7 protein-coding genes and 1 pseudogene are annotated in these 14,020 nt (G+C 35.2%); 1 reads left to right on the top strand and 7 read right to left on the bottom strand.

Going from position 1 to position 14,020, the window contains the following annotated elements; translation table 11 throughout:
- Window positions 1-533: 533 nt before the first annotated feature.
- Window positions 534-3,641 (top strand): hybrid sensor histidine kinase/response regulator, encoded by a 3,108-nt coding sequence (locus ABU914_RS09055; protein WP_379669415.1) that lies wholly within the window; start codon window positions 534-536, stop codon window positions 3,639-3,641.
- Window positions 3,642-3,778: 137 nt separating this feature from the next.
- Here the strand turns inward: ABU914_RS09055 and ABU914_RS09050 are convergent, their stop codons facing one another.
- From ABU914_RS09050 to ABU914_RS09020, 7 genes and pseudogenes are all read right to left on the bottom strand, one after another.
- The gene (locus ABU914_RS09050; RefSeq protein WP_379669414.1) at window positions 3,779-9,634 is read right to left on the bottom strand and encodes a SpaA isopeptide-forming pilin-related protein; all 5,856 of its coding nucleotides are present in this window, start codon (window positions 9,632-9,634) and stop codon (window positions 3,779-3,781) included.
- A gap of 73 nt (window positions 9,635-9,707) precedes the next feature.
- Window positions 9,708-10,826, bottom strand: coding sequence for a response regulator (locus ABU914_RS09045; RefSeq protein WP_379669413.1), 1,119 nt, complete (start codon window positions 10,824-10,826; stop codon window positions 9,708-9,710).
- A gap of 201 nt (window positions 10,827-11,027) precedes the next feature.
- Window positions 11,028-12,137 (bottom strand): diguanylate cyclase, encoded by a 1,110-nt coding sequence (locus ABU914_RS09040; RefSeq protein ID WP_379669412.1) that lies wholly within the window; start codon window positions 12,135-12,137, stop codon window positions 11,028-11,030.
- Window positions 12,138-12,280: 143 nt separating this feature from the next.
- Window positions 12,281-12,511: a 30S ribosomal protein S18 gene (gene rpsR / locus ABU914_RS09035; RefSeq protein WP_379669411.1), complete on the bottom strand. Its 231-nt coding sequence runs from the start codon at window positions 12,509-12,511 to the stop codon at window positions 12,281-12,283.
- 31 nt (window positions 12,512-12,542) lie between these two features.
- Complete coding sequence (gene ssb, locus ABU914_RS09030) at window positions 12,543-13,049, bottom strand: single-stranded DNA-binding protein (RefSeq protein ID WP_379669410.1); 507 nt, start codon at window positions 13,047-13,049, stop codon at window positions 12,543-12,545.
- A 17-nt stretch (window positions 13,050-13,066) separates the two neighbouring features.
- The gene (gene rpsF, locus ABU914_RS09025; protein ID WP_379669409.1) at window positions 13,067-13,354 is read right to left on the bottom strand and encodes a 30S ribosomal protein S6; all 288 of its coding nucleotides are present in this window, start codon (window positions 13,352-13,354) and stop codon (window positions 13,067-13,069) included.
- Between the two features lie 332 nt (window positions 13,355-13,686).
- A pseudogene (locus tag ABU914_RS09020) lies at window positions 13,687-14,020 on the bottom strand (transposase); the annotation flags it as partial.

Below are 14,020 nucleotides of genomic sequence, written 5' to 3'. Positions count from 1 at the left end.
CTCATGTTATTCCATTTCCGGACCGTTCTTCTTTCTTATCGGCATTTGCATTTGTTACACACGAATCGCTTTGTTTATAAATTTGAGTGTTCATTGTCCCCTGCAAAGCAATACACGTAAAACAAGCAACGAGAAAATATTCAAGATTCAAAGTATCTCGAAAGTCCTGTTTTTCACCTTTACAAAATCAATATTCGTCTGAAAATTCAGTTTAAATAAATGATTTGTACTATATTATCAATCATATATAATGGATCTAAACACATTCTAAACAATTAAAATATAAGGGAGAACTTTTACCACCGTACACTTATTGCTAAATTGAAATGAATACTTTGTTGGGAATTACAACGTGTTAATTAACACTTTACTTTGAACCTCTCAAGCATATGAATGAACCATAAATCTGGATTTGATTTACAAAGCATTTAGTTCAGCAAAAGAAAGCTATCATACCCGTCTATACAGTGATAGTGTTCGGCATTGTAATGAAATTAAAGCAGAATCACACTTTTGGAGGATAAAAAAAGCCGATGCCACCTAATAAACCACTAACTAAGAAAAAAGTATTTTTCCTTATCACAATATTATTTTTAGGCTTAACAGGACTACGCATTGGTTGGTTCCTTTATCATAAAACACCAGATCATCCTCACGCCGAAAAAGGATTGATCGATGTACGAGATTGGAAGTTTTCAAATAAACAGCTAATCACATTAAACGGGGAGTGGGAATTTTATCCAAATCAGTTCATTGAACCTCTCTCCATCGATAAAAATGAACAGAGACAGAAGGTACAATATATTTCCGTGCCTGGCAACTGGGTAAACGAAATTAGTGAAAACAAAAAGAAAAGCGCGATTGGGTATGGAACATATCGTTTAAAAGTTATCTTGCCAAAAAACGAATCGATCTATGGTCTACGGATTGAAAACATAAACACCGCAGCTAAAGTTTATGCAAACGGCAAACTTTTATCTACATTTGGTAATCCAGCTACATCGGCTTATTTGGCAAAAGGCAAACGCGGACCTTTTTCTACACAATTTTTTCACGATAAAGAGCAAGAGGTAGAACTTATCATTCACGTCTCTAACTATGATTTCGCTTCAGAGGGCGGAATTATTGGGGAAATAAAATTTGGCACGCAAACTGCGATTATGAAAAAAAGTCAGCAATCCCTTACTTTGCAAACTACTGTTTTTATTATCTATTTATTGCATAGTTTATATGCATTCAGCCTTTATTTCATGAATAAAAGAGAAAACCAAAAAGAGCTGTTCTTTTATAGTCTTATGCTTGTCATAGCAGGTTTTGTCGTATTGATAGACGATGATATCGTTTTGCATTTGCCAATTAGCGTGGAATGGTACCATAAACTATTAAACCTTTTATTTATTAGCACATTAATTACATTGACAACGTCAATTAAATACTTATTTCAAATCAAATCACGGCTTTTCCAACTACAAGTATTAGTATATTGCTTTTTATCGTTTGCTTTATTCATTATCCCATACGACTATTTTATGTTTCTCAATTTTGGCATGATGATTCTTTACCTTTTATCTTTTTATTTTTTATTTTCTAATACAATTAACGTGATTCAAGAAAACCAAGGTGAGGGTATCTATGTCCTGTTTTTCATAACCGGATATACTTCAAACATGTTTTGGGGCGGACTTATTAATTGGGGTTTAGTTAATATTCCTTTCTATCCGTTTGATTTTATTATTTATGTTGTTGCCATCGCCCTGCTTTTATTAAACCGACATATACAAATGATAAAAATAAATAAAGAGCAGACAAAAGCACTTCAGGAAGCAGAAAAGAAAAAAGATGAATTTTTAACGAATACGGCGCATGAATTACGTAATCCACTTCATGGCATCATCAATATTAGTCAGACGATGCTAAATGAATACGAAGAAACATTAACACAAAAAAACAAAGAAAATTTATATTTACTTATACAGATTGCACAACATATGCGATTTACATTAAACGATATTCTCGATTTGACGCATATACAAAATAAACATCTTCGTCTGCATCGTAAAAGCATCAATTTACATACCGTTACATCAATTGTCTTTGATATGATGCAGTTTATGAAAGAACGTAAACAGTTACAATTTCAAATGAATATCCCTCATTCATTTCCAAATGTCTATGCAGATGAAAACCGTCTCGTTCAAATTTTATTTAATTTAATTCATAATGCAATTAAATACACACCTAAAGGGTCGATTACTGTAGAAGCACGACAAAAAAATGGAATTGCAACAATCTCTGTTCGAGATACAGGGATTGGTATTCATGAGGATGTTCAACAAAAAATCTTTCAGCCGTATGAACAAGAAGATGCTAGCATCACATCCATCGGGGGAGGAATCGGATTAGGTCTTCATGTTTGTAAACAATTAGTCGAATTACATGGCGGGACCATCTCGGTCGAATCTAAACGTGGCTTCGGCTCCACTTTCTCTTTTACACTCCCATTAGCCGTTGAAATAAAAGAAAACGCAAAACAGGCAGAGGAAACATTTCTTATTTTAAATCAGCAAAGCCATCAAGAACTTGAAATTCATAGCGAACCAACATTTAATAACGACGATAAAAAAGCAAACATTTTAGTCGTCGACGATGATCCGATTAATTTGAAGATTATTAAAAACATGCTCGAATCAGACTATAGCATTATGACTGCTACAAGCGGGAACGAAGCTCTAGATTTAATTGATTCTTACGGCTATGACTTAATTATTTCTGATATTATGATGCCACATATGTCTGGTTATGAATTCACACAGCGAGTTCGTGAACGCTATACCTTGTTTGAATTGCCTATTCTATTATTAACAGCGAGGCATCAAGCGGAAGATATTTATACTGGATTTCTTTCTGGAGCAAATGATTACGTTTCAAAACCAGTGGATGCGATAGAATTAAAAGCCCGTGTCAACTCGCTTATTCATTTAAAATTATCTGTCCAAGAGCAGCTACGCATGGAAACAGCATGGCTACAAGCGCAAATTCGACCGCATTTTCTATTTAATACACTGAATACGATCGCTTCTTTAAGTGAAATTGATACAAAGCGAATGACGGCACTCTTAGAGCATTTTGGAAATTATTTGCGAAGAAGTTTTGACGTAAGAAATACAGAAACGGTCATTCCTTTAGAAGAAGAGCTTGCGCTTGTTCGTTCGTATCTATTTATTGAAAAAGAACGCTTTGGTGAACGATTGCAAGTGACATGGGATATCGATAATGACCTCGATATAAACGTCCCTCCTTTATCAATCCAGACGCTAGTAGAAAATGCCGTACACCACGGCGTGTTAAAGCGTGCAACAGGAGGATATGTTCTGATTCAAATTACAAACATACATGATAATGATAAAGTCCGCATATCTATTAAAGATAACGGAGTCGGCATGGAACAAGCAGAAGCAGATAAACTATTAAGTACGAAAGCACATTCGACAGGCAAAATTGGAATCGCTAATACAAATGAACGATTAAAGAGATTGTATGGAAAAGGATTAACCATTCATACGAGGCCAGAGCATGGAACAGCCGTTAATTTCACTGTGTGGAATTTGGCAAAAATAAAAACCTCTCGAACTTTTGAATAATAAGTACAAAATAGTTCTTTAAAATTAGTCACGAATGAATTAAATCATTGGGCTACAGCTAAAGTTTGTAACAACAAAACTAGAAGAAAAAAGCTTTCACACACTGGAAAATGAGTGCGTGAAAGCTTTTTAATTGTTTATTTAATTGCTCGTTTTCTTCTCACATATAAAACTGTTAATCCTGCCACTGCTATTACTACTCCTAACAATAGCGAATTGAATATGATTGTTGCTGTTTTCGGCAGTTTTTTGCCAGTTTTATTTGCATCTGTTGAGGCTGTGTCTTCTTTTTTGTTTTCTACAACAACTTTCTCTATTTTTGTCTGTCCCTTTTCAATCGTAAATGTAATTGGTGCATTACCTAGCTTATAACCTTTCGGAGCTTTTGTTTCCACAAATTGGTAGTCACCTGGCTTTAAGTCGGTCACGCGAATCTTTCCGTTTTTGTCTGTCGTTAACTCTTTTTGTAATAGATTTCCTTCACTATCTTGAAGTTTAAATACAGCATCTGCTAACGTTTCACCTGTTTCATCGTCGATTTTTGTTAACTCAACAGAACCCGTCATAAGTTCATTTACGAACTCAACTTTTGTACGTGTCGTTTGCCCGAGTTCAACTTCAAATGTGATTTGTTCATCATTTAATTCGTAACCAGCAATTGTTTCCGTTTCAACAAATTGATAATGGCCTGGCTTCAAGTTATCCACTATGAGTAATCCATTTTCATCTGTTGTTAATCCTTCTTGAAGTGTGTTTCCGTCTTCATCTTGAAGTTCGAACGTTACACCTTCAAGTAAATTCCCATCTTCACCTTTTTTCGTTAACTGAACACCACTTGTCGAGCGTTCATTAACTTTTGTTACGCCAACTTGTGATTGTTGGTTAAATTCAATTTCGAATTCAACTGGTGTTGCATCCAATTCATGTCCGAATGGTGCTTTCGTTTCAACGAAACTATATTTACCTGGTTTTAAATCTGTTACAGCTAACTTTCCTTCATCATTTGTTGTTAAATTTGTCTGTAGTTCGTTACCTTCTTCATCAAGAAGTGTGAATTCCGCACCCGCTAGGGTTTCATCTTGTTCACCAACTTTTATTAACTCAACAGAACCCGTCGTAAGTTCGTTTACGAATTCAACTTCTGAACGTGTCGTTTGCCCGAGTTCAATTTCAAATGGGATTCGTTCATCATTTAATTCGTAACCAGCAATTGTTTCCGTTTCAACAAATTGATACTGGCCTGGCTTCAAGTTATCCACTGTGAGTAATCCATTTTCATCTGTTGTTAATCCTTCTTGAAGAGTGTTTCCGTCTTCATCTTGAAGTTCGAACGTTACACCTTCAAGTAAATTCCCATCTTCACCTTTTTTCGTTAACTGAACACCACTTGTCGAGCGTTCATTAACTTTTGTTACGCCAACTTGTGATTGTTGGTTAAATTCAATTTCGAATTCAACTGGTGTTGCATCCAATTCATGTCCGAATGGTGCTTTCGTTTCAACGAAACTATATTTACCTGGTTTTAAATCTGTTACAGCTAACTTTCCTTCATCATTTGTCATTAAATTTGTCTGTAGTTCGTTACCTTCTTCATCAAGAAGTGTGAATTCCGCACCCGCAAGTCCTTCATTCTCTTCTCCAAGCTTTGTAAGTTTAACAGCTCCCGGTGTAAGGTCATTTGTAAATTCAACCGTTACAGCAGTTTCTTGACTTTTGATAATCTCAAACTTCTCTACTGTTGGATTAATCTCATATCCAGGGATCGACTTCGTTTCAACAAACTGATAAATGCCTGGTTTTAAATTTTCAACAACAATCTTTCCATTTGCATCTGTTGTATGTTCACTAACCTTCTCACCGTTTTCATCTTGGAGTTCAAACACTACACCTTCAAGTAACTTGTCATCTTCACCTTTTTTCGTAAGTACGACAGAGCCGGTAATCAGTTCGTTTTCAGATTGAACCGTTGCAATTTCAGTTTGTGCTTTTTCAACAATGACTTGAATTGGCGTTTCATCAAGCTCATAATGTTCCGGTGCTTTTGTTTCAATGAAATAATACGTTCCTGGACGTAAATCATTCACCGTTACAATACCTTCAATGTTCGTTTTTAAGTTTTCCATAACGAGATTATTCTCGGCATCGACTAATTTAAATTCCGCGTCTTCTAATGGTTCATTGTTATTGTCTTTGTCAACTTTTTTTAGTTGGACGGAACCATGAATGATGTTGTTCTCAACTGGATCTAATTGTAAAACTTCGATTTGATCTGCTTCAATTGTAAATGGAATTTTATCTGTTAATGACTCATAACCATGTAAAGCTTGAACTTCTTTGAAGAAGTAATGACCCGGTTTTAACCCATCGACCGTAATTTTTCCATTCTCATCTGTAGTTAAATTTTCTTGAAGAGTATTTCCTTCTTTATCTTGAAGTTCAAAGACAACCCCTTTAAGTGCTTCTTTTGTATCTTCGTCGACTTTTGTTAACTCAACGGTTCCGATGAACTTGTGGTTTTCAATCTGTAATTCTTCCTCATTCTTTTTAAATTCAAATGTGGCTCCATCTTTAATACTGACCACATATCCTTTAGGAGCTTCTGTTTCTTTGAGTGTATATTGTTTATCGTAAAGCAAATTTTTAAATGTCACTTTACCTTTTTCATCTGTTATGCCGCTTCGGATAAAGTTTCCAGCGGCATCATATAATTCAAACGTGGCCCCTTCAAGTGGTTCATTAGGAGCATCAGCATCGACTTTTGTTACGGTTAATGTACCGACCTCACCAGTAATTCCGCCAACTATTCTACTAATATCTATTTCTCGGCTGAATGGATCGCCAGATGAAACTGATTCCGTTCCTTCACCGTTCAATGTAAAGCTATTCTTGAAATTCGCTTCATCACCCGAACCCTTGAAAAGAATGTATGAATCATATTCGAGGACATACGCTTCTTCGATAGGGTTAATGAAGGTGAGCGTAAATGTTTCGCTTCCATCTTCATTTTCTTCAAAGGTGATTGAATAATCGGTACCTTCCTCAAATACCTTCGATTCATCTTTCGTAATTTTATTGGGATTTGTACTCACTTCTGTACCATATAAAACAATAGAATCTTTACGTAATGTTTGGTTTTTACTTAACGTATCTGTAATTACAACATTTTCCAAATAAGACTGTGAGCGATTAATATCAACTATCCAGTTCACAATCCGAGGGTTTTCGTTATTCTGCTTCCCTTGTTTGTTCGTATATTTACCGCCTTCATATGGTGTAACTGTTGCGGTTAAGTCAAAGTCATTTTTGTTTTCGGATTGTACCGTTGCTGTATTGTCATAAGCAGCGTCCACGAGCAATCCGTTTAAATCTGTTTTATATTCAATGAGATATGGTTCTTTAATGTCGCCTAGTAACAAGCGGAAACCAATTGTTTTATTTCCGTCAGAAATGGGTTCAACAGTGTACTCACTTTTAGTTAACTCATCACCTTTACGAATGCCATTTCGTCCACCCGTTAACTTCATCTCAAACACTTTTACAGAACTGATGTCAAAGTTTTGATTTCCTAGAATCCTATCTTCTACAACGACATCATTCAACGTTTCCTTATTATAGTTGACACCGATTCTCCAGTTAATTTCCTTAGAAACTGGGTTGTAGGAACCGTCTTTAAAACCATTCTGATTAGTATAATTATCGGGGGTGAATGTTGTTTCTGCCTCTTGCTCCCCTTTCGTTTTAGAACCTGGCGTATGTTCGACTTCCCACACTATATTCGCCTTGTTTGTATGAGTTTGTTTTCGATCTTCACCTTGATCTGTAATGATGCTATCGTAATCAAAAATTGTTGTATAGTTTATTTTAACTACATCTTCAATTTCGTTTAGAAACTCAATTTCTATCTCGCCTGTTTCCTCATTATATCTAAGGTTATAATCATCTCGTGTTAATAAAGTTCCACCATGTGTAACTTTTATACCATTTTCGTCGATCGTAAAGCCTTCTGGAAGTTTGTCATTAAATACGACGTTTTCCATCTTTTGTTTATCTTCGTTAATGCTTATATTCCAACTAACCTTTTTATCTTCATAATTAATGCCACTATGCGACTTGAAGAAAATTTGTTGCGTGATTGTCGTTGACTTTGATTTACTATTACCGAATTCATCTGAAATCGTATTCGTAATTACATTACTGTTCGGTGTATCACCTTCACCTGGACGGTTTATCGCTGTTGTTTTGTAACGAATTTCATACGCACTTTGTATCTTTTGTTTAAATTGAAACTCAAAACCGTTCGGATCGGTAGTTTCTGTAATCACGTATCCATCTACATCTTCTTGATCAACTTTTGTTCGACTTAATTCGTTACCAGTCGTTTGATCAATCTCAATCTTATAAACTTCAAAACTATCAGGTAAGAGTTTATGGTTCCCTTGAAGTACATCGGTTAAAACCGCTTTATCTTGATTGATCGATTTTTCATCGTAGTTATACTTGACGATCCACTCTACCGTTTGATTTGTTTTGTCATAATGTCCATTCATTTTTTCCAAAGGTTGACCTCGTTTAACGTTTACAGAAGCATGAGCCTTTAAAGAGTTATCCGCTAGCTCAGATGATTTTAGAGCGACGTCATTTTTATACGTTGTTCCACTATCCCCTTCAGCAACTTTTGTTTTATACACGACTCGGTAAGCTTCATCGATATCTCCTAGGTTTAGTGGGAAAATTGGATTTTCACCAAAATAATTCTCTGGTAGAGGTTTTTCACTTTTAATCGTGCCATCAATGTTCATTTCAAGCTCATAAAATTCAAATGAACCTGGAATATAGTCTTGCTTTCCTGTTAAATTATCATCTAACACAGCATTCGTTAACTTTTGCAAGTCTTTGTTAAAGTCGACCGTCCAAGTAATTTCTTTTGTGTTATATGGCTGATCAACATCGGCTGTTTTACTAATGGATGATCCTTCCGGAATAAATTTCACTGGATAAGTAACTTCTCCATCTTCCGAGATTGGAAAAGTAATATTCTGCCTAGCAGCCCCGTCACTATAATGGTTATCAAACTCTGATTCTAGTTGAATAAATCCAGAAATCTTTGAGTTCCCTTCAATTTCTGAATTAAAAGTAATCAAAATCTCATTATTGTTGTTGCTTATAAAGGTTCCAAACACGGTCCCATCAGCTGTACTTAATGGAATAGGCTCAGTATTCGCTTGCACCTTAAAAGGTTCTGGTACTTTAATTTTGTATGTGGAACCAGCCATATAATCGTGATTATTTGGTAGTGCAAAATCATATTTTATTGTTACTTTAAAAGCATCATATGGTCGTTCCAGTTCTATTTCTTCACCTGGAGTTAGTAGGATATCATCTGTTCCATCTTCAAATCGTTGATATAACTTCACGTCCGTAATAATATTTTCTGTTATTACATTCGCACTAGATTGTTTAACTGTATGAATATTTGTGTGCCCTTCGAGATCAACTTTTTCATCTTTTCCTACTTCTTCGACCTCGTTTTCTTCACCACCTGTCTCTTTTGTAGCTGGATTACTAGCCACAACTGCATCTATATTAATCTCTCCACTCGCATCATGATGGTTTTCTACTTGTTCGTTAAACGTAACAGAAATTGTTCCATTTGCAGATGCTTTATAAATCCCTATTTCTACACCATCTGATGCTAGAACTCCCGATTGTTCATTTTCAATTAGAAGCTCAGTAGGAAGTTCAAGTAAATCTTGATCCCCCGCTTCTACGGAAACATCCACAACCGACCATGTTGCGTTAATCGTTACATTTTCACCTTGATGTTCTTTAATATTTTTAATTTCAACATCATTCTTATCCATCACTAAGACATTTGTAAAAATACTTTCTCTTAATCCTTCAGCAATAGCTTCAGATGAAATTCCTAAAGCACTGCTCGTTAGTGTATGAAAGAATAAAAGAAAAACAAAAACCAAACTTAGATTTTTACGCATTACATATATATCCCCTATTCATAAAAAATTAGTTATTCACTCTGTACTTTACTTGTAGCACTCATAAATTTTCTTAGTTAGAATAAATATTTTTTCGCTCTTCATACCACGCTTGTATATTAGGGTCTGGGTTCACTCCATATTCTTGAACACACATTTTTTTAAGGCTTTTATATTGATATTCAACTGAAGCCCAATCACCTAATTTGTCATACAATTGCATCAAGACAAAGTAATGAGCCTCAACATGTGGAAATAGTTCTTGCATCCGTTGGCAAATGGAAATTGCTACTGTAATTTGTTCATTTGATATTAAAAACTCAGTCACTTTTTTTGCATGAGAAAGCCAAAGATTTCTTAACCGTTCTCGCTCACTTTCAGCCCATAAATAACCTTCTTCTTCTAGATAGTTGCCTTGATATAATTCCAATGTTTGAGTTTGTTGTAAAAGAGTATCTTTCGAAATAGGAGGCAAAAGCTCCATCTTTTGCTCCCACTCCTTTATGTCTAACGTAACCCCTTTTAAATTAAGTACATAATTATTATCCAAACTCGTAATTTCAATATGAAAATTAATATCTCGTAACATCTTGCGAATTTGGTAAATGGTTGTATAGAGATGCGCCATCCCTTTCTCCAAATCCGTATTAGACCAAAACATATCGAGAAGCATACTTTTTGAAACAGGCTTTCCATGATACTGTAATAAAAAAGCAAATAACTCTTTCGCTTTTAAAGTCCTCCAACGAACATTAATCACTTCAGTTCTTTTAAAGTGTAGAGAACGGAAACAACATACTTTGTCATAATTCGTTATTTCGAATATCGATTTCCGAAGATCTTTTTTAAGACGGTCTATCGTTTTACTTAATCGATCCAGTTGAACAGGTTTTAAAAGATAATCGACTGCGTTTAAGTCAAAAGCTTTTACAGCATATTCACTATGTGCTGTAACAAAAACAATTTTGATGTGAGACCACTTACTCTGAATTGTTTCTGCTAATTCAAGTCCATTAGTTTCAGGCATTTCAATGTCAAGAAATATAATATCTGGAGCATCTTGCTGAATCATTTTGAGTGCTTCATAAGGATTTATATAAGTTCCAATGATGTCGATACCGCCAATTTTTTTCAATAACTTTTCAAAATAAGCTAAAATAAGCGGCTCATCATCAATTAAAATAACTCGCAACTCACATCCCTCCGTTCTTTCAATTTTATTTCAAAAAAAAGCTGTTCTAAAAAAGCTTAATTACTTTACGAACGGCCTATACATTGTGACTATTTATTTAGTTTCTTACTCGGTCTTATTACCATAAACTATACTTATATAGACTATACGATAGTGTTCTAAACATTTTCTAAACAATATCTAAAACTAAATTCCCAAGCCTTAGCTCATTGCCGTAGTTTGTAATGTGAGCACTTGATTTCTTTCTTTTTTCGCTTCATACAACAATTGATCAACTTTAACTAAATTACGTTCTAAATCAATATCTTCAGCTGGAACCTCATGAATGCCAGATGAAAAAGTACATGTAAAAGTTTCAGTGTTTTTAAAAAACGATATCGTTGAAAATTTTTTTAATACGTTTGACATTTTTATTTTTGCTTGCTCAGGTGAAGTATCTGGAAATAAAATAAGAAACTCGTCTCCACCAAGTCGAATGACAATGTCAAAATTACCGATTCCTTTTTTTAATTCGTTTACAAGAATAACCAACACTTTATCGCCTATGAGATGACCGTACGTATCATTAATTTTTTTATAATTATCAAGATCTAGAAGTGCCATGCTTAACGTTCCCTGTTTATGTGAAACCTTAAAGGTTAACTGTTCATAAATCTTAGCTAAATACTTCCGATTATAAACTTTCGTTAATTCATCCGTAAATATAAACTGATCTGTTATTTTTTTTTGAGCCAATTGACGTTGAACACGAATATTAAGTTCATCTGAAATATTTTGCTTTGAAATATAATCATCTGCACCAAGTAAGTAACTACTTTTCTTCATCTGTTTTGAATGAGCACTGCCAATTATAATGATTGGCGTAAATCTATTTTTTAGTTCATCAATAATTTTAAACGCTCCAAAATAAATATGGCTCTCTGCTCCAATTATGGTACAATCAGGTTCTAGAATATAATAAGCTGCAAATGCATGCTTAAGATTAGATAAAGTGATGACGGCGCAATTTTTTTGCTCTAATGCACTTTTTATTTCTGTTAACCAACTTTCATTTTGATTTATGATTAAGACTAGCTGTTCATCAATATTTTTTTCAAATACTTTTTTTATATTAACTAATTCTTCACGATAAAAAGTCTGAATTAAAGGCAACATAAAGTCCTGTAGTTCTTTCTTTTCCAATTTTCTTCTATTTTTCTCAACCCTACTTTTTCTAAACTGATTTCCTTCATTTTTCTTTTGCGACGAATCGATCTTTCTACTAGACAACTTTAAAAAAAGGTCTGTCTGCTGTTTTCTTAAACTACTCATTATTAATTCTCCTAATCATTAATATACCTAATTAAAAATACATGATCTTGCTGAACAATATCTGAACAAAATGTTGTTTTTACATTGAAAAGACAAAAAAATATCACAACAGGGTTTCCTGTTGTGATTGATAATCAAATTTATTAATCTGCAGTATAAGGCAATAAAGCCATTTGGCGTGCACGTTTAATGGCACGTGTCAGCTGGCGTTGATATTTCGCACTTGTTCCTGTTACACGACGCGGAAGAATTTTTCCGCGTTCAGAAACGAATCGTTTTAAAAGTTCAACATCCTTATAGTCGATGTATGTGATCTTATTCGCTGTAAAATAACATACTTTCCGACGACGTCCTCTACGTCCTTGACGAGCCATATAAAACCCTCCTTATTAAGAAAATGTGAATCTAAAACGGTAAATCGTCATCCGAGATGTCGATCGTTTGTCCATCATTCGAAAAAGGATCGTCGTCCATGAAGCCACCCTTTTTCTCATCTGGAATTGGTGCTTGTCGTTCATTCGGGTTCTGAAAGCCGCCACCTTGTTGTTGTCCAAAATCTGAAAATGCATCGTGTCCACGGCTTTGAGATGCACTTCTTGGCTCTAAAAATTGCACACTATCTGCAACAACTTCCGTTACAAACACACGTTGACCTTGGTTGTTTTCATACGAGCGTGATTGTAAACGACCATCCACACCCGCTAAACTACCTTTTTTTAAATAATTGGCTACATTTTCAGCTTGGCGACGCCAAACAACAATATTAATAAAATCAGCTTCTCGTTCTCCATGCTGATTCGTAAATGTGCGATTGACAGCGAGTGAGAAACTCGCAACTGCAACACCGTTTGGTGTATAGCGCAACTCTGGATCCCGTGTTAATCGACCAACTAGAACAACGCGGTTAAGCATCAGAAACCCTCCCTCATTTATTCACCAGGGCGAATCGCCATGAAACGAATGATGTCATCGCTAATTTTCGCTAGACGATCAAATTCTTGAATGGCGTTTGGCTCACTGTTCGTTTCAATGACGACGTAGTAGCCTTCACGATAATCATCAATTTCGTAAGCAAGACGTCTCATGCCCATTTCGTCTACTTTTTCTAATTCAGCGCCCTGATCTGTTAAAACCGTATTAAAACGTTCAATTAGCGCTTTTCGTCCTTCTTCATCTAAATCCGGACGAATGATGTACATGATTTCGTATTTACGCATTTTGCGTCCACCTCCTTCTGGTCTAAACGGCTCTTTACTAAACACTTTAGTGAAGAGCAAGGAGTAACCTTCATTACTCACATCAATGCATTATAGCAAATGTTTAGCCTTGACGCAATTGTTTTTTCCCAGAAGCAGCCATGAAGAGTAAATTTATATCTCTTCCTCTTTGATGATGGGAAAAATCACTTATCCACAGTTGTCGTTTTTTACCAGTTTGTCTTCCTATTTTTTGAGTCGAAACGAACAAAATTTCTGTTTTTGACTTTTTAAGTTGTGGATAACTCAAGTTTCCCTTTTTTTCTATCACATCCTTTGGTACAATAAAACCACTAGGTAAACCGAATTTGAATCGGTTTTCCTAATTGGTTGATATCCTCATCTGTTATTTTGCGTCTGCGAATCGCTTCTAACAGATCCGAGGATTTTTCTTTTGCCGATTTTTTTAAACCCTTTAGGATCTTGGCACCGTTAAGGTACAACTGAACCAGGATGTCGGCAATTTGCACCAGTAGGTAATGGTTTTTCATTGCCGTATAATCATGGCAATTAACATGTTCGATATCGTGCCACCGGTTCTTCTGGTGGTTAAAGCCCTCGTTTTCTATTTTCCAGCGACTACGTCCCGCCTGAACAAGTCTTTCCGCGTTCTTTTTTGTTATTTTG

Source organism: Pueribacillus sp. YX66 (genome assembly GCF_041725775.1).
GTDB lineage: Bacteria > Bacillota > Bacilli > Bacillales > UBA6769 > Pueribacillus.
Note: the sequence above shows the minus strand (reverse complement) of the source record. Positions and strands in the feature narration are given on the sequence as shown.